At 70.4% G+C, this 15,987-nt stretch carries 16 protein-coding genes and 1 other RNA gene; 8 read left to right on the top strand and 9 right to left on the bottom strand.

Annotation, left to right across the window (positions count from 1 at the left end):
* Window positions 1–66: 66 nt before the first annotated feature.
* The 4 genes from ACR9Y5_RS11570 (at window position 67) to rnpB (ending at window position 2,176) form a co-directional block, all read left to right on the top strand.
* Window positions 67–885: a Nif3-like dinuclear metal center hexameric protein gene (locus ACR9Y5_RS11570; RefSeq protein ID WP_481298089.1), complete on the top strand. Its 819-nt coding sequence runs from the start codon at window positions 67–69 to the stop codon at window positions 883–885.
* Window positions 882–1,007 (top strand): hypothetical protein, encoded by a 126-nt coding sequence (locus ACR9Y5_RS11565; protein WP_481298088.1) that lies wholly within the window; start codon window positions 882–884, stop codon window positions 1,005–1,007. The genes ACR9Y5_RS11570 and ACR9Y5_RS11565 overlap by 4 nt, the downstream gene beginning before the upstream one ends.
* On the top strand, window positions 1,004–1,738 hold the full coding sequence (locus ACR9Y5_RS11560) for a zinc ribbon domain-containing protein (protein WP_481298087.1): 735 nt from the start codon (window positions 1,004–1,006) through the stop codon (window positions 1,736–1,738). The genes ACR9Y5_RS11565 and ACR9Y5_RS11560 overlap by 4 nt, the downstream gene beginning before the upstream one ends.
* Before the next feature lie 68 nt (window positions 1,739–1,806).
* Window positions 1,807–2,176, top strand: an RNA gene (gene rnpB / locus ACR9Y5_RS11555) — RNase P RNA component class A.
* Between the two features lie 56 nt (window positions 2,177–2,232).
* Here rnpB and ppgK read toward each other — a convergent pair.
* Together ppgK and map are read right to left on the bottom strand one after the other, a co-directional pair.
* Window positions 2,233–3,066, bottom strand: a complete 834-nt coding sequence (ppgK, locus tag ACR9Y5_RS11550; protein WP_481298086.1) for a polyphosphate--glucose phosphotransferase — start codon at window positions 3,064–3,066, stop codon at window positions 2,233–2,235.
* Between the two features lie 29 nt (window positions 3,067–3,095).
* On the bottom strand, window positions 3,096–3,962 hold the full coding sequence (gene map, locus ACR9Y5_RS11545; protein ID WP_481298085.1) for a type I methionyl aminopeptidase: 867 nt from the start codon (window positions 3,960–3,962) through the stop codon (window positions 3,096–3,098).
* A 12-nt stretch (window positions 3,963–3,974) separates the two neighbouring features.
* Here map and ACR9Y5_RS11540 point away from each other — a divergent pair, with 12 nt between their 5' ends.
* Window positions 3,975–4,184, top strand: coding sequence for an SPOR domain-containing protein (locus tag ACR9Y5_RS11540; RefSeq protein ID WP_285116406.1), 210 nt, complete (start codon window positions 3,975–3,977; stop codon window positions 4,182–4,184).
* 36 nt (window positions 4,185–4,220) lie between these two features.
* On the opposite strand, the gene panB is transcribed toward ACR9Y5_RS11540, so the two are convergent.
* Window positions 4,221–5,072: a 3-methyl-2-oxobutanoate hydroxymethyltransferase gene (panB, locus tag ACR9Y5_RS11535; RefSeq protein ID WP_481298084.1), complete on the bottom strand. Its 852-nt coding sequence runs from the start codon at window positions 5,070–5,072 to the stop codon at window positions 4,221–4,223.
* Between the two features lie 100 nt (window positions 5,073–5,172).
* On the opposite strand from panB, the gene glnA (ACR9Y5_RS11530) reads away from it, so the two are divergent.
* Together glnA (ACR9Y5_RS11530) and ACR9Y5_RS11525 are read left to right on the top strand one after the other, a co-directional pair.
* Window positions 5,173–6,510: a type I glutamate--ammonia ligase gene (gene glnA / locus ACR9Y5_RS11530; protein ID WP_481298083.1), complete on the top strand. Its 1,338-nt coding sequence runs from the start codon at window positions 5,173–5,175 to the stop codon at window positions 6,508–6,510.
* 10 nt (window positions 6,511–6,520) lie between these two features.
* Window positions 6,521–9,547, top strand: a complete 3,027-nt coding sequence (locus ACR9Y5_RS11525; RefSeq protein WP_481298082.1) for a bifunctional [glutamine synthetase] adenylyltransferase/[glutamine synthetase]-adenylyl-L-tyrosine phosphorylase — start codon at window positions 6,521–6,523, stop codon at window positions 9,545–9,547.
* 42 nt (window positions 9,548–9,589) lie between these two features.
* Here ACR9Y5_RS11525 and ACR9Y5_RS11520 read toward each other — a convergent pair whose 3' ends face one another.
* The 3 genes from ACR9Y5_RS11520 to glnA (ACR9Y5_RS11510) all read right to left on the bottom strand — a co-directional run bounded on the left by ACR9Y5_RS11520 (window position 9,590) and on the right by glnA (ACR9Y5_RS11510) (window position 12,878).
* A complete protein-coding gene (locus tag ACR9Y5_RS11520; RefSeq protein WP_481298081.1) occupies window positions 9,590–10,825 on the bottom strand; it encodes an RNA polymerase sigma factor in 1,236 nt (411 codons plus the stop codon).
* 37 nt (window positions 10,826–10,862) lie between these two features.
* Window positions 10,863–11,291, bottom strand: a complete 429-nt coding sequence (locus tag ACR9Y5_RS11515) for a YciI family protein (RefSeq protein WP_481298080.1) — start codon at window positions 11,289–11,291, stop codon at window positions 10,863–10,865.
* Between the two features lie 162 nt (window positions 11,292–11,453).
* Window positions 11,454–12,878 (bottom strand): type I glutamate--ammonia ligase, encoded by a 1,425-nt coding sequence (glnA, locus tag ACR9Y5_RS11510; protein WP_481298079.1) that lies wholly within the window; start codon window positions 12,876–12,878, stop codon window positions 11,454–11,456.
* A gap of 172 nt (window positions 12,879–13,050) precedes the next feature.
* Here glnA (ACR9Y5_RS11510) and ACR9Y5_RS11505 point away from each other — a divergent pair, with 172 nt between their 5' ends.
* Window positions 13,051–13,473, top strand: a complete 423-nt coding sequence (locus tag ACR9Y5_RS11505) for an RDD family protein (RefSeq protein ID WP_481298078.1) — start codon at window positions 13,051–13,053, stop codon at window positions 13,471–13,473.
* A gap of 25 nt (window positions 13,474–13,498) precedes the next feature.
* Here ACR9Y5_RS11505 and ACR9Y5_RS11500 read toward each other — a convergent pair whose 3' ends face one another.
* The 3 genes from ACR9Y5_RS11500 to lipB form a co-directional block, all read right to left on the bottom strand.
* Window positions 13,499–14,194: a DUF4191 domain-containing protein gene (locus ACR9Y5_RS11500; RefSeq protein ID WP_481298077.1), complete on the bottom strand. Its 696-nt coding sequence runs from the start codon at window positions 14,192–14,194 to the stop codon at window positions 13,499–13,501.
* A 62-nt stretch (window positions 14,195–14,256) separates the two neighbouring features.
* On the bottom strand, window positions 14,257–15,246 hold the full coding sequence (gene lipA / locus ACR9Y5_RS11495) for a lipoyl synthase (RefSeq protein ID WP_310129739.1): 990 nt from the start codon (window positions 15,244–15,246) through the stop codon (window positions 14,257–14,259).
* On the bottom strand, window positions 15,243–15,902 hold the full coding sequence (gene lipB / locus ACR9Y5_RS11490; RefSeq protein ID WP_481298076.1) for a lipoyl(octanoyl) transferase LipB: 660 nt from the start codon (window positions 15,900–15,902) through the stop codon (window positions 15,243–15,245). Before lipB ends, lipA begins: the two co-directional genes overlap by 4 nt.
* Between the last annotated feature and the right edge of the window lie 85 nt (window positions 15,903–15,987).

Here is a 15,987-nt window from a genome sequence, read left to right as displayed (position 1 = left end):
CGCGCGTTCTCCACAGAACCGATCCGGCGGGTTCGGCGGGAATGGGCATCCCGTAGGCTGATCGACGTGCCTCACACCCTCGCCTCCGTCCGCGACACCCTCGAGCAGCTCTGGCCGCTCGCCGGTGCCGAGAACTGGGACGCGTCCGGGCTGGTGGCAGGCGATCCAGCGGCGACGATCGAGCGCATCCTGCTCGCCGTCGATGCCGTCGCGGCGACCGTCGACGAGGCTGTGGACACGGATGCCGACCTGCTGATCGCGCATCATCCGCTGCTGCTCCGCGGGGTCACCACAGTGGCGGAGGACCGCTACAAGGGTGCGCTGCTGTCCCGGCTCATCCGGGGCGATGTCGCGCTCTACGCCGCGCACACGACGGCGGACGTGGTCGCCGGCGGCACCAGCGATGTGCTCGCCGCGCGGCTGGGTCTGCGCGACGCGCGTCCCATCTCGCCTGCGGCCGACGACGTCACCGGCATCGGCCGGGTGGGCGATCTGGCGCAGCCGACCACCCTCGGCCAGCTCGCACGAGCCGTCGCCGAGCTGCTCCCTCCGACCGCCGGGGGAGTGCGTGCGGCGGGCGACTACCATCAGCCGGTGTCCCGGGTCGCGGTCTGCGGCGGCGCGGGCGACTCTCTGCTCGCCTCGCCCGCCGTGCGCGAGGCGGACGTCTACATCACGGCCGACCTGCGGCACCACCCGGCGTCGGAGGCACGCGAGCAGGCGGCTCTCGGTGGCGGGCCTGCGCTGCTCGACGTGTCGCACTGGGCGAGCGAGTGGCTCTGGCTCGACACGGCCGCCGACCAGCTCCGGGAGGCGCTCCCCGGAGTGGAGGTCGCCGTCAGCGAGCTGCGCACCGACCCCTGGGACTTCGCGATCCTGCAATGAGCGCCACGCACCCGATCACGCCGGGGGCGGCCGCCGCGCCCTCCGCCATCCCGCATCCCGACAGCCCGCACGCCGACACGTCGTCCGGCGACACCTCGCACGAAAGAAGCACCGCATCGTGAAAGCCAGCCCCGCCGATCAGAACGAGCTCCTGCGCCTGCAGTCCGCGGACACGCGCCTGGCCCAGCTCGCGCACGCCACGAAGAACCTGCCGCAGTCCGTCGAGCTGGCGAAGCTGCAGCCCGAGATCGAAGCCCTGCGCGCCCGGTGGATCGCCGCCACCGGCGAGCTGGAAGACGCCCGGGCCGAGCTGAAGCGCGTCGAGTCGGACGTCGAAGTCGTCGAGGCGCGCGTCAAGCGCGACAGCGACCGCGTGCAGCAGACCTCCTCGGTGAAGGACGTGCAGGCGCTCGAGGCCGAGCTGGCCTCCCTCGCCAAGCGCAAGGACGACCTGGAGGAGATCGAGCTCACCGTCATGGAGCGCGTCGAGACGCTGGAGGAGGCGCTCGCCGCCGTCGAGGCCGAGCGCGCGGAGCTCGACGGCCGGGTCTCCGCCCTCGAGGCGCAGCGCGACGAGGAGGCGGGCAGACTCGAAGCGCAGCGCACGGCAGCTGCCACCGATCGGGCCACGATCGCCGAGGTGCTGCCGGCCGACCTCATCGAACTGTACGAGCGGCAGCGGGCGCGGTACGGCATCGGAGCGGCGGCGCTGGTCCGGGGCGTCTCGCTCGGGTCCAACGTGAAGCTCACCGAGTCCGACCTCTCCGAGATCCGTCGCGCGGCGGCCGACGACGTCGTGCTCTGCCCCGACAGCGGCGCCATCCTCGTTCGCGGGGAGGACTCCGGGCTCTGAGCGGCGACCGGCGACCGGTGAGCGCCGAGCGTCGACCGGCCGCCCCTGCGCTAGGGTTGAGGCCGGAATGGGTCGGCAAGACGGTCGCGTCGGTCCGCGTCAGCGGGCCGCCGAGGAACGTCCGGGCTCCGCAGAGCAGGGCGGTGGGTAACACCCACCCGGGGCAACCCGCGAGAAAGTGCAACAGAAAGCAGACCGCCGGGGACGAGAGTCCCCGGTAAGGGTGAAACGGTGGTGTAAGAGACCACCAGCGGCCGGGGTGACCCGGCCGGCTGGGTAAACCTCGCCCGGAGCAAGGTCGCACAGGGGACCATGAGGCTGCTCGTCTCGTCCCCGGGTAGACCGCTGGAGGGCGGCGGTGACGTCGTCCCGAGATAGATGGCCGTCCGCGGTGCTTCGGCACCGTGACAGAACCCGGCGTATCAGCCGGCCCATTCCCTTTTCGTCGCAGGCACGCTCATCGCCCGGCCGCCGCAGGCGCATCCGCGAACTCGTCAGGCCGGCGCGGGCGCAGGCACGTCGTCGGGCGTGCCGACCTCGCCGCTGCGGCCGCGCTCGCCGCGGTCCCGGCGCTCGCCGCGGACAGCCAGGGCCGCAGCGCCCAGGATGCCCGCGTTGTTGCGGTGCACCGCCGGGACGATCGGCGTCTTGAGCTTCAGCAGCGGCAGGAACTCCTGGTAGTTCTTCGAGACGCCGCCGCCGACGATGAAGAGGTCCGGTGTGAAGAGGAACTCGACGGTCGAGTAGTACTTCTGCAGGCGCTTCGCCCACTTCTCCCAGCTGAGGTCCTCGCGCTCCTTGGCCGAGTAGGCCGCGCGCGACTCCGCGTCGTGGCCGTCGATCTCCAGGTGGCCGAGCTCGGCGTTCGGGATGAGGATGCCGTCGTAGATGAGCGCGGACCCGATGCCGGTGCCGAGCGTGGTCATGATGACCAGGCCGTCCTTGCCCTTGGCCGCGCCGAAGCGCGTCTCGGCGTACCCGGCGGCGTCGGCGTCGTTGACGAAGTGGATGTCGCGCCCGAGCGCCTTCTCGAACAGGTTCTCCGCGTGGAGGCCGATCCAGTCCTTGGCGACGTTGGCGGCCGAGAGGGTGACTCCGTGGCTGACGATGGCGGGGAAGCAGACGCCGACCGGGGCGTCCGGCTCCTCGGCGGCCAGCTGGCCGACGATCTCCTTCGTCGTCTCCACGATGTCGTCGGGCTTGCCCCCGGCCGGGGTGGGGAGCTTCACCCGGTCGCTGAGGAGCTCGCCGGTCGACAGATCGACCAGAGCCCCCTTGATCCCCGTGCCGCCGATGTCGATGCCGATCGCGTGCTTCTGCGAAGTCATGCTCCGAATCTACCGCGCCGCGCGACCGGTCAGGCGAGGGTGAGGATCTCGGCCCCGCGCTCGGTGACCACGAGCGTGTGCTCGAACTGCGCGGTGATGCTGCGGTCGCGGGTGACGACGGTCCAGTCGTCGGCCCACATCTCCCACTCGTGCGTGCCGAGCGTGAGCATCGGCTCGATGGTGAACACCATCCCGGGCTCCATCAGGTCGTCGTAGGCAGGGGCCGCGTCGTAGTGGGGGATGATGAGCCCCGAGTGGAAGGACGCGCCCACGCCGTGGCCGGTGAAGTCGCGCACCACCCCGTAGCCGAACCGCTTCGCGTACGACTCGATGGCGCGTCCGATCACGTTGATCTGACGACCGGGTGCGACCGCCTTGATGCCGCGGTTGAGGGCCTCGCGCGTGCGCTCGACGAGCTGGGCGACCTCCTCGGAGGCGGTCCCGGCTACGAAGGTCTGGTTGCTGTCGCCGTGGAAGCCGTTCTTGTACGCCGTGATGTCGATGTTCACGATGTCGCCGTCCCCTAGCACCGTGTCGTCGGGGATGCCGTGGCACACGACCTCGTTGACCGAGCTGCAGATCGACTTGGGGTAGCCGCGGTAGCCGAGGGTCGAGGGGTAGGCGTCGTGGGCGAGCAGGAACTCGTGCCCGATCGCGTCCAGCTCCTCGGTCGTGACGCCGGGCCGCACCGCCGCGCCGACCGCTTCGATCGCCTGCGCGGCGATCCGTCCGGACTGGCGGATCAGCTCCACCTCGTCGGGCGTGTACACGTCGCCGCGCGTTGCCGGCGCGGGTCCGGGCCGCCCGACGTACTCCGGCCGCGGGATGCGGCTCGGCACCGGGCGCATCGCGCTGACGCGGCCGGGGATGAGGTGACCGGCGGAATCCTTGGGCATACGATCAACTCTATGACGAGCGACGAGTACGGCATCAAGCAGGACGCCGAGCACAAGTACTGGTACAACATGAAGACCGGCGAGGTCGAGCAGGGCTTCCTGTCGCCCGCGCCGAACCGCGTCGGCCCGTTCGACACCCGCGAGGAGGCCGAGCACGCGCTCGAGAAGCTCCGCGAGAACTCCGCCAAGTGGGCCGAGGAGGACGCGGCCGACAACCGCTAGGACCAGCCGCCGGAAGGATCCGTCAGGGCACAGCTGCTAGAAGCTGTGCTCCTGGGTGGGGAACGCTCCGCCCTGGACGTCCGCCTTGTAGGCACGCGCCGCATCCGACAGCACCGTCTTCAGGTCGGCGTACTGCTTGACGAAGCGCGGGACGCGGCCCGTGGTGAAGCCGGCCCAATCCGTCCACACCAGCAGCTGACCGTCGACGTGAGGGCCCGCGCCGACTCCGACGGTCGGGATGCGCAGTTCCTCGGTGACGCGCTTCGCGACGTCGGCCGGGACCATCTCGAGCACGACCGCGAACGCTCCCGCGTCCTCGACCGCATGCGCGTCGGCGAGGAGGTCCTCCGCCGCCTGACCGCGACCCTGCACGAGGTGACCGCCGAGGCCGTGCTCGCTCTGCGGGGTGAAGCCGATGTGCGCCATCACCGGGATGCCCGCATCCACGATGCGGCGGATCTGCTCCGCGCTGCGCCGCCCGCCCTCCAGCTTGACGGCGTGCGCGCCCGTCTCCTTCATGAAACGGACGGCGGTGTGCAATGCCTCCAGCGGGCCTGTCTCGTACGAGCCGAACGGCATGTCCGCGACCACGAACGCGCGCTTGACGGCTCCGGCGACGGCCCGGGTGAGCGGGATGAGATCGTCCACCGTCACCGGGAGGGTGGTGTCGTAGCCGAGGACGTTGTTGCCGGCCGAGTCGCCGACCAGCAGGAAGTCGATCCCGGCTTCGTCGAAGATCTGCGCCGTCAGCATGTCGTAGCTGGTCAGCCCGGTGAACGGGGCGCCCTCCTCCTTCGCCGCCTGGAAGTGGCGGGTGCGCACCCGCTTCAGCGCCTGCATCGACGAGGTCGTGGGATGGACGGAGGGCACCGGTGACTGCTCACTCATGCGGCCAGTCTAGTGACGGCGAGACGTGGGCCCGCGTGCCGATCGCGGTCGCGACCGCCCCGTAGCCAGTAGTCTGGGAGCGGCCGACGAAAGGGGCAGGATGGACAAGCAGCGCGACTTCGTTCTTCGCACGATCGAGGAGCGTGGCGTCAAGTTCGTGAGGCTGTGGTTCACCGATGTCGTGGGCACCCTCAAGTCCGTCGCCATCGCCCCGGCCGAGGTCGAGGGAGCGTTCAGCGAGGGCCTCGGCTTCGACGGGTCCGCCATCGAGGGCCTGACGCGCGCCTACGAGTCCGACCTGCTGGCGCTGCCGGACGCGACGACGTTCCAGATCCTGCCGTGGCGCGGCGAGATCGACCCGACCGCGCGCATGTTCTGCGACATCACGACGCCCGACGGCCAGCCCGCCGTCTCCGACCCGCGCAACGTGCTCAAGCGGACGCTCGAGAAGGCGGCCGATCGCGGCTTCACCTTCTACACGCATCCCGAGATCGAGTTCTACCTGCTCAAGTCGTCGGCGTTCGGCGCGGAGGGCCCCGAGCCCGTCGACTCCGCCGGGTACTTCGACAACGTCCCCGGCGGCACCGCGCACGACTTCCGCCGCCGATCTGTGCGGATGCTCGAAGACCTCGGCATCTCGGTCGAGTTCAGCCACCACGAAGCGGGGCCCGGCCAGAACGAGATCGACCTGCGCTACGCCGACGCGCTCACCACCGCGGACAACATCATGACGTTCCGCACGGTGATCAAGGAGGTGGCGATCGAGCAGGGCGTGTACGCGACCTTCATGCCGAAGCCGCTCCAGGGCCACCCGGGCTCCGGAATGCACACCCACATGTCGCTGTTCGAGGGCGACACCAACGCCTTCTTCGAGCCGGGCGCGCAGTACCAGCTCTCCAAGATCGGCCGCCACTTCATCGCAGGTCTCCTGCGGCACGCGCCGGAGATCACCGCCGTCACGAACCAGTTCGTCAACTCCTACAAGCGGCTGTGGGGCGGCGACGAGGCGCCCAGCTTCGTCAGCTGGGGCCACAACAACCGGTCCGCGCTGGTGCGCGTCCCCCTCTACAAGCCGAACAAGGGGCAGAGCTCGCGCGTCGAGTACCGCGCCATGGACTCCGCCGCGAACCCCTACCTGGCGTTCTCGCTGCTGCTCGCCGCCGGACTCAAGGGCATCGAGGGCCAGTACGAGCTGCCGCCCGAGGCGGAGGACAACGTGTGGGCGCTCTCCGACGGGGAGCGGCGCGCCCTCGGCTACAGCCAGCTGCCGGCCAGCCTCGACCACGCCATCTCCCTGATGGAGGAGTCCGAGCTGGTCGCCGAGACGCTGGGGGAGCAGGCCTTCAACTACGTGCTGCTCAACAAGCGCCGCGAATGGTCCGAGTACCGTGCTCAGGTCACCCCCTACGAGCTGCGGTCCAATCTCGAGATCCTCTGACCCGTACGTCGTGACGCGGCAGCAGCAGCTCTCCCTCACGTCCCTGGCGCGCGCCGGGTTCGTGGGGTTGAGTTCGGTCCGCGACGAGCTGGACCAGCTCGCCGAGCAGACCGGCCTCCCCGCCGAGGCACTCCTCGCGGCGATCTCCGTCGCCGCCGACCCGGACACGGCGCTCACCGCCGCCCTTCGGCTGCTGCGCCAGGCCCCCGCGGAGGCGGCGGCCGCGCTGGGCTCGGAGGAGGACGCACGCCGGCTGTTCCGGGTCATCGGGGCGTCGGAGGGTGTCGCGGAGTTCTTCCTGCGGCAGCCGGCGGAGCTGACCGCGCTCGCGCATCCCGTCGACACGCTGCCCACCGCGGACGAGGTGCGCGACGACCTCCTCGAAGCCGTCGGCGCGGTGGACGGCGTCGCGGCCACCGACGATGAGAGCGCATGGACGGCCCTGCGCATCCGCTACCGCCGCCGGCTCGTGCAGCTGGCGGGCTTCGACCTCGGGCAGGACGACCCGGTGGCTGGCTTCGACGCGGTCGCCGCGGCGCTCAGCGACCTGGCGGCCGCCGCACTGGAGGCGTCGCTCGCCGTCGCACGTCGGATGGTCTCCGGCAGCGGGCCCGGCCGCTTCCCGGCCGACCAGGTGCGCGCCACCCCGCTCGCTGTGATCGGGATGGGCAAGGCAGGCGCCAGGGAGCTCAACTACCTCAGCGACGTCGACGTGATCTTCGTCACGGAGGGCGTCGAGGAGGTCGGGCTGGAGCCGGGCCGCGCCGTCGACATCGCCACGCGGCTCGCGATGCTCACCATGCGCGGCATTCACGAGCCGGCCATCGAGCCGGGGCTGTGGGAGGTCGACCCGAACCTGCGCCCCGAGGGCAAGGACGGCGCGCTCGTCCGAACCCTGGAGTCCCACATCGCGTACTACGACCGGTGGGCGAAGGGCTGGGAGTTCCAGGCGCTGCTGAAGGCCCGGCCGCTCGCCGGCGACCGGTCCCTCGGCGACCGCTACGTCGAGGCGCTGGCGCCGAAGGTGTGGAGCAGCGCCTCCCGCGAGAACTTCGTCGAGTCGGTGCAGCGGATGCGCGAGCGCGTCACCGACCACATCCCCGACGATGAGGTGCACTACCAGCTGAAGCTCGGTCCGGGCGGACTGCGCGACGTGGAGTTCACGGTCCAGCTGCTGCAGCTCGTCCACGGCCAGACCGACGACCAGGTGCGGCAGCGCGACACGCTCTCCGCCCTCGGCGCGCTGGCGGCGCAAGGCTATGTCGGGCGCGAGGAATCGGCGATGTTCTCGCAGGACTACCGGGCGCTGCGCCTCATGGAGCACCGGCTCCAGCTGCGGAGGCTGACCCGCACGCACCTCATGCCGCGTGACGAGGCGGATGTGCGCATCCTGGCCCGTGCGACAGGTCTCGCCCCGAATGCCGACCAGCTCCTCGTCACCTGGAACGCGATCAAGCACCGCGTGCGCGGGCTGCACGAGAGGCTGTTCTACCGGCCGCTGCTCAGCGCCGTCGCGGCCACGCCGGCCGACGACGCCCGCCTCGCCGGGGGAGCCGGACTCACCAGCGCCCAGGCGGAGGCCCGTCTCGCGGCCATCGGCTTCCGCGACCCGCGCGGCGCGCTGGCGCACATCGCCGCACTCACGTCCGGCGTCTCGCGGCGCGCGACGATCCAGCGGCACCTGCTCCCGGTGATGCTGCAGTGGTTCGCCGCCGGTCCTGATCCCGACTACGGGCTCCTCACCTTCCGCCGGCTCAGCGAAGAACTCGGCAGCACCCACTGGTACCTGCGGATGCTGCGCGACTCGACCGGTGCCGCGGAACGGCTCACGCGCATCCTGGCCGGGTCGCGCTTCGCCGGGGAGCTGCTCGGCAGCATCCCCGAGTCCGTCGCCTGGCTGGAGTCCGAGGACGAACTGCGTCCGCGGCCTGCAGCGCTCCTCCGCGAGGAGACGGCCGCGATCCTGGCCCGCCACGAGTCGGTCGACACCGCCGCGGTGGCCCTGCGGGCCATGCGGCGGCGCGAGATCCTGCGGCTCGCCGTCTCCGGCATCCTCGGCTTCGCCACCATCGAGGAGCTCGCCCACGGTCTGAGCGACGTCACCGAGAACACGATCGCGGGCGTGCTCCAGGCGATCCGCGCGTCCCGTGACGACGGCGACCAGCTGGAGTTCGCCGTCATCGGGATGGGGCGGTTCGGTGGACGCGAGCTCGGCTTCGGCTCCGACGCCGACGTCATGTACGTGTTCCGTCCGCTCGCGGCCGAGCAGGAAGCCGCGAACCGGAGCGCTCTCGCGATCGTCTCGGAGCTGAACCGTCTCACGGACGACAACCGCCTTCCGCTCGACCTCGACATCGGCCTGCGGCCGGAGGGCAAGAACGGGCCGCCCGTCCGCTCGCTGGAGTCGTACCGCGCCTACTACCGGCGCTGGTCGCTGACGTGGGAGGCGCAGGCTCTCCTTCGCGCGCGGGGTGTCGCCGGCGATGCGTCGCTCCTCGCGGACTTCGAGCAGCTCGCGGATGAGGTGCGCTATCCGTCGGCCATCGGCGAGCAGGAGGTGCGCGAGGTGAAGCGCATCAAGGCGCGCGTCGAAAACGAGCGGCTCCCGCAGGGCGCCGACCCGTCGCGGCACCTGAAGCTCGGCCGCGGCTCGCTCAGCGACGTGGAGTGGTTCGTCCAGCTCATCCAGTTGCAGCACGCCGCCGCCGTCCCCGACCTGCGGACACCGTCGACGCTGGATGCCCTGGCCGCGGCGACCGCGCACGGTTTCATCTCCGAGGAGGATGCGGCACGGCTCCGGGACGCCTGGGTCTTCGCCTCGCGCACCCGCTCGGCGATGACCCTCTGGACGAACAAGACCGCCGACGTGCTGCCGGCCGACCGCGTCGCGCTCGACGGCGTCGCGCGGCTGCTGGAGTACCCGCCGGGTTCGGCCAGCCGTCTGGAGGAGGACTACCTGGCGGTGACGCGTCGTGCGCGTGCGGTGTTCGAGCGGGCCTTCTACGGGCTGCCGCAGCGGCCGGCGACCACCGCCTAGCGCGGCCGTCGGTCGCGCCGTGCCTGAGGCCGGTCCGCGGCGTCAGCCGTGCCGCAGCCGGTCGGCCTTGTCGAGCAGCACCTGCCGTTCGCGCTCGTTCCCGGCGAGACGTGCGGCCGTGGTGAGCTCTGCCACCGCCTCCTCGGTCCGCCCGAGCTGGGCGAGCAGCTCGCCGCGGACGCTGGGCAGCAGGTGCGAGCCCCCGAGCGCACCGCGCGCGGCAAGCTCGTCGGCGATGAGCAGGGCGTTCGCGGGACCCGTCGCCATGGAGACGGCTGCAGCCCTGTTCAGTTCGACGACCGGGCTCGGCGCGATGCGTCCGAGCGCTTCGTAGAGCAGCACGATGCGGTCCCAGTCCGTCCGCTCCGCGCTCGGCGCGAGGGCGTGCACTTCGGCGATCGCCGCCTGCAACGCGTACGGTCCGCGCCCCCGGCCCAGTGCGTCGGCCCGCGCGAGGGCCGCCCGCGCGCGCTGGATCTGCGCGCGGTCCCAGCGCGTGCGGTCCTGCTCGGTGAGCAGCACCGGCGTCCCGTCCGGCCGGGTGCGCGCGGGGAAACGCGCGGCCTGGAACTCCATCAGCGCCACCAGGGCATGCGCCTCGGGCTCGCGGGGGAGCAGCGCGGCGACCATCCGCCCGAGCCGGAGCGCTTCGTTGGCCAGGTCCGCGCGCATCCACTCGCGCCCCGTGGTCGCGGCGTACCCCTCGGTGAAGACGAGGTACACGACGCTGAGCACGCCGGCGAGCCGCTCCTTCCACTCGGCCGGCTCGGGAGCGGAGAAGGGGATGCGCGCGGCGTGGATGGTCTTCTTGGCCCGCACGATGCGCTGCTGCACCGTCGCGACCGGGACGAAGTACATCCGTGCGATCTCCGCCGTACTGAGGCCCGCGACGATGCGCAGCGTCAGCGCGACCTGACCCTCCCGCGAGAGCGCGGGATGGCAGGCCGTGAAGACCAGTCGCAGCACGTCGTCGTCGATCGGCTCCCACGCATCCTCGACGGTCTCCTCCAGGGCGGACGCCATCGACCGGTAGCGGTCGTCGAGACGCTCCCGCCGGCGCCAGTGGTCGATGGCGCGGCGTTTCGCGACCGCGGTGAGCCAGCCGCCCGGGTTGGCGGGCACGCCGTCCCTCGGCCACTGCTTCAGCGCCTCCACCAGCGCCTCCTGGGCGAGATCCTCGGCGAGGCCGACGTCGCCGGTCGCCTTCGCCAGGGTCGCGACGACGCGCGCGCCGTCGATGCGCCAGACGGCGTCGATCCTCGCCGGGATGTCGTGCATGGTGTGCTGCTCCGGTCCTGCGCCCCGCTCGAACAGCTCAGGCCTTCTTGGCGGCCTCGCGCCACTCGGCCTCCTTCTGCAGGTACTCGTTGTCGGCGAAGGCGGCGAAGTCGCTCTCATCGGTGACGCGCCGCACCTCCAGCTTCGACCCGGGGCCCAGTGGGCAGCGGCTCGCCCACTCGGCGGCCTCCTCCTTCGAGCTGACCTCGAGAATCCAGAAGCCGTTGAACAGCTCGTGCGTCTCCCCGTAGGGGCCGTCGGTGATGGCGGGAGGCGTCGACGAGAAGTCGACCACGAACCCGGTCTCGGCGATGTCGTCCGCGAGCCCGTCGCCCGCCAGCAGCACGCCGGCCGCGATCAGCTGCTCGTTGTACTGGCCCATCCGGGTGATGACCTCGTTGAAGTCCATCTCCTTGTAAGCCTCTTTGGCGGCGTCGTTCGAGCGCATGATCAGCATGTACTTCATGGGAGTCTCCCTCACGTCCGGGGTGCTTCGGACGCACCCTCCTACCATCGTGTCGAACGGGGGAGGGAAAGGTCGACAGCGGTCTCGAAAAAAGTTCCGGAACGGCGAGAGGGCCGCATCCCGTGCGGGATGCGGCCCTCTCGTGCTTCGTGAGCGCTCGGCTCAGACGCCGTAGTACAGCTCGTACTCGAACGGGTGCGGGCGCTGCGCGAGGGGCTTGATCTCCTTCTCGCGCTTGTACTCGATCCACGTCTCGATGAGCTCCGGGGTGAACACGCCGCCCGCGGTGAGGAAGTCGTGGTCGGCCTCGAGCGCGTCGAGGGCCTCGCTGAGCGACGCCGGCACCTGCGGGATGTTGCGCGCCTCCTCGGGCGGGAGCTCGTAGAGGTCCTTGTCGACCGGCTCGTGCGGCTCGATGCGGTTCTTGATGCCGTCGAGACCGGCCATCAGCTGCGCTGCGAACGCGAGGTACGGGTTGCCGGAGGCGTCGGGCGCGCGGAACTCGATGCGCTTCGCCTTCGGGTTGCTGCCCGTGATCGGGATGCGGATCGACGCCGAGCGGTTGCCGGCCGAGTAGACCAGGTTGACCGGGGCCTCGAAGCCGGGGACCAGGCGGTGGAACGAGTTCACCGTGGGGTTCGTGAAGGCGAGCACGGCCGGGGCGTGCTTGAGGAGGCCGCCGATGTACCAGCGCGCGATGTCCGACAGGCCGCCGTAGCCGGCCTCGTCGTAGAACAGCGGCTTGCCGTCGTTCCACAGCGACTGGTGCGTGTGCATGCCCGAGCCGTTGTCGCCGAACAGGGGCTTCGGCATGAACGTGGCCGTCTTGCCCCACTCGTTGGCGGTGTTCTTGACGATGTACTTGAACTTGAGGATGTCATCCGCCGCGTGGACCATCGTGTCGAAGCGGTAGTTGATCTCGGCCTGGCCGCCGGTGCCCACCTCGTGGTGCGCGCGCTCGAGGATCAGTCCGGCCTCGATCAGCTTGAGCGAGATGTCGTCGCGAAGGTCGGCCTGCTTGTCGACCGGGCTGACCGGGAAGTAGCCGCCCTTGTACGGGGTCTTGTTGCCCAGGTTGCCGCCCTCTTCGACGCGGCCCGAGTTCCAGGCGCCCTCCTCGGAGTCCACGGAGTAGAAGCTCGAGTTCTGCTTCACCTCGTAGCGGACGTCGTCGAAGATGTAGAACTCGGCCTCCGGTGCGAAGTACGCGGTGTCGGCGATACCGGTGGAGGCGAGGTACTTCTCCGCCTTCTTGGCGACCTGGCGCGGGTCCTTCGCGTAGATCTCCCCGTTGCGCGGGTTGTAGATGTCGAACACCATGATCAGCGTGCGCTCGGCGCGGAACGGGTCGATGTAGGCGGTGGAGACGTCCGGAATGAGCTGCATGTCGGACTCGTGGATCGACGCGAAGCCTCGGATCGAGGAGCCGTCGAAGAGCTGGCCGACGGAGAAGAACTCCTCGTCGACGGTAGCGGCGGGGATGTTGAAGTGCTGCTGCACACCGGGAAGGTCGGTGAAGCGGATATCAAGGAACTTGACGTCGGTGTCCTTGATGAACTTGAGCACCTCGGAAGAATCACGGAACATGCAGACGACTCCCAATGGCTTTGCGGGTGACCGGACTGCGCGTGCAGCCCACTCGTCCACGCTAGGGGGAGGCCGTTTCCCCGGGGTGACGCAAATGTTTCGGGCATGTTACGGGTACCCCTGGCATGTATCCGCTCAGGATGCGCCCCGCGCGGCTCGATAGACTCACCCGGTGCCGCAGAACTCCGCCAGCCGCCCCGGCGACGTCGCCCCCAGCCGCTACCCGGGGGAGCGGCTGGGCCTTCCCGAATCGGGTCCGCGATCGGTCGGCCGGGTCGGCCGTCGCATCGGCGCGATCGGGCTCGACTGGGCCCTGGCGTCGTTCCTGTCGTTCGCGTTCTTCCGCTACGACTCGTGGGCGACGATCGGCCTGTTCGCCCTTCTGCAGATCGTCTTCATCCCCACCATCGGCGGCAGCATCGGCCACCGGGTGTTCGGGATGCGCGTCGTCGCACTGCGCGGCGGCTGGGTCGGCGTGTGGCGGCCGGTGGTGCGCACGGTGCTGCTCTGTCTCGCGATCCCGGCCCTCGTCTGGGACTCCGACCAGCGCGGCTTCCACGACAAGGTCGCCGGGACCGTCCTCATCCGCGCCTAGGCCCGGCGGGAGGCCGGGGGCGGGATCAGCGGGCGCGCTGCGCGCGGACCTTCATCGGGTCGATGCCCTTGGGGATCGGCATCTGGTTCTCCATCGACTGGAGCCGGTTGCTGATCGCCAGGACCTCGGCCTTCGTGAGGGTCGGCTTGATCTTCGCCAGGGTGCGCGGCACCTTGTGCAGCGGCACGGAGTCGGTGTCCGGGCCGACGCTGATGATCGTGACCGGGACGTTGGGGAGGACGCGGTTCACCTTGCGGCGCTCTTCATCCACCATGCGCTTGGTGCGGGTGGCCGGTCCCTCGCTGATGAGCACGACGCCGCCGCGGCCGGTCGCCCGATACACCGCATCCTGCGTCTTGCCGTTGACCGCGACCGGCATCTCGGATCCGCGCCAGCTGCGCTTCAGCGAGGAGCGCAGGACGGCGCCCACGGCGCCCGGCTGACCCTCGATCTGCGAGTACGCCGCGCGCTCGGCACGGCGCCCCAGGATGATGAGCGCGATCAAGAGCCCGGCGAGCACGCCGGCGACGATCCAGAGGACCATCGTTAAGACGTTGCCGCCCGAGAGGAACACGGCCAGCAGCACGCCCGCGATGATCGGCAGGACAGCCCCGAGGACGATGTAGAGAACCGCGCGGTCGTCGTACCGGCGGGTCATCTGGAACACCTGCCACATCTGCTTCAGACGGCCGGGCTCCTTGGTGGACTTGTCCTTTGCCATAGCTCCAAGGATACCGGCTCGGCGGTGTTCCAGATGACCCGTTCGCTGCGGGGAGAGGGCTGTCAGGAGACCGCCTGCGCGAAGCCGAGCGTAGCGTCCGCGAGGTGCCGCAGCTCGTCCGGAACCGGTCGCCCCTTCGCCTGCATGGATTGGGCCCACAGCCGTCCCGCCCGGTACGACGACCGCACCAGCGGTCCGGCCAGGACTCCCAGGAAGCCGATCTCCTCCGCCTCCTGTTTGAGCTCCACGAACTCGTCCGGGTGCACCCAGCGCGCCACAGGCAGGTGGCGGGGGCTCGGGCGCAGGTACTGGGTGATCGTGATGATGTCGGTCCCGGCGTCGTGGAGGTCGCGCAGGGCGGTGCTGATCTCGTGCCGCTCCTCGCCCATCCCGAGGATGAGGTTCGACTTGGTGATCAGCCCCGCGGCGCGCCCTTGCGTCAGGACGTCCAGCGAGCGCTCGTAGCGGAAGGCGGGGCGGATGCGCTTGAAGATGCGCGGGACGGTCTCCACGTTGTGGGCGAACACCTCCGGACGCGCCGAGAACACCTCGCCGAGGTGCTGCGGGTTGCCGGAGAAGTCGGGCACGAGGATCTCGACACCCGTCCCGGGGGACTGGCGGTGGATCTCGCGGATCGTCTCCGCGTACAGCCACGACCCCTCGTCCTCCAGGTCGTCGCGGGCGACGCCCGTCACCGTGGCGTAGCGGAGGCCCATGCGCTGCACGGACTCGCCGACGCGGCGGGGCTCGTCCCGGTCGAACTCGGCGGGCTTGCCGGTGTCGATCTGGCAGAAGTCGCATCGGCGCGTGCACTGCGATCCGCCGATGAGGAACGTCGCCTCCCTGTCCTCCCAGCATTCGTAGATGTTCGGACAGCCCGCCTCCTGGCAGACCGTGTGCAACTCCTCGGACTTCACCAGGTTCTGCAGCTGGCGGTACTCCGGGCCCATCTTGGCCTTGGTCTTGATCCACTCGGGCTTGCGCTCGATCGGCGTCTGGGCGTTGCGGACCTCGAGGCGCAGCATCCGGCGCCCCTCGGGAACGGCGCTCACGCGACGGCCTCCGCCGCGGTGAACTCCAGGTCGAAGGCATCCATGACGAGAGGCGCGACCTCCTGGGGCGTGACGGTGCGACCGAGCACGCGCGAGATGGTCGTGACCCCCGCGTCGCGGATGCCGCAGGCGACGATCCTGTCGTAGGCGTCGAGGCTGTTCGAGCAGTTGAGCGCGAACCCGTGCATCGTGACGCCTTCGGCGACGCGGATGCCGATGGCGGCGATCTTCTCCTCCCGGGTGGCGCCCGGGTTGTGTTCGGGGAGCATCCAGACGCCGGAGCGGCCCTCGACCTGCACGCCGGTGACGCCGAGCCGCGAGAGCACGTCGATGAGGACGCGTTCGAGGGCGCGGACGTAGCCGACGACATCGATGGGGTCGTGGAGGCGGAGGATCGGGTACCCCACGAGCTGTCCCGGCCCGTGCCAGGTGATCTTGCCGCCGCGGTCGACGTCGACGACGGGGGTCCCGTCGGTCGGGCGTTCGTCCGGAGCGGTCCGCTTGCCCGCGGTGTACACGGGGGCGTGCTCGAGGAGGATGACGGTATCGGGCGCCCGGCCTGCGACGACAGCGGCGTGCATGGCACGCTGCTGCTGAAGGGCCTCGAGATACGGCACGGAGTTGGCGCTTAGCCCCGTGACGTCATACGTGGTCACGTCGTCAGTCTATGCGCGACCGGCCGGCTCGCTCGCACCTCGGATTCGTACACAGGCCGGCGCGGCCGCGAGTTGTGCACCGATC

This window comes from Leifsonia sp. KNZ13-11D, assembly GCF_056754895.1.
Note: the sequence above shows the minus strand (reverse complement) of the source record. Positions and strands in the feature narration are given on the sequence as shown.

Bases quoted from the DNA above. Each gene is read 5' to 3' on its own strand.
- glnA (WP_481298083.1), top strand. From the start codon at position 5,173: ATGGACAAGCAGCGCGACTTCGTTCTTCGCACGATCGAGGAGCGTGGC.
- ACR9Y5_RS11515 (WP_481298080.1), bottom strand. From the start codon at position 11,291: ATGAAGTACATGCTGATCATGCGCTCGAACGACGCCGCCAAAGAGGCT.
- map (WP_481298085.1), bottom strand. From the start codon at position 3,962: ATGCCCAAGGATTCCGCCGGTCACCTCATCCCCGGCCGCGTCAGCGCG.
- ppgK (WP_481298086.1), bottom strand. From the start codon at position 3,066: ATGACTTCGCAGAAGCACGCGATCGGCATCGACATCGGCGGCACGGGG.
- ACR9Y5_RS11565 (WP_481298088.1), top strand. From the start codon at position 882: ATGAGCGCCACGCACCCGATCACGCCGGGGGCGGCCGCCGCGCCCTCC.
- ACR9Y5_RS11540 (WP_285116406.1), top strand. From the start codon at position 3,975: ATGACGAGCGACGAGTACGGCATCAAGCAGGACGCCGAGCACAAGTAC.
- panB (WP_481298084.1), bottom strand. From the start codon at position 5,072: ATGAGTGAGCAGTCACCGGTGCCCTCCGTCCATCCCACGACCTCGTCG.
- ACR9Y5_RS11500 (WP_481298077.1), bottom strand. From the start codon at position 14,194: ATGGCAAAGGACAAGTCCACCAAGGAGCCCGGCCGTCTGAAGCAGATG.
- glnA (WP_481298079.1), bottom strand. From the start codon at position 12,878: ATGTTCCGTGATTCTTCCGAGGTGCTCAAGTTCATCAAGGACACCGAC.
- ACR9Y5_RS11520 (WP_481298081.1), bottom strand. From the start codon at position 10,825: ATGCACGACATCCCGGCGAGGATCGACGCCGTCTGGCGCATCGACGGC.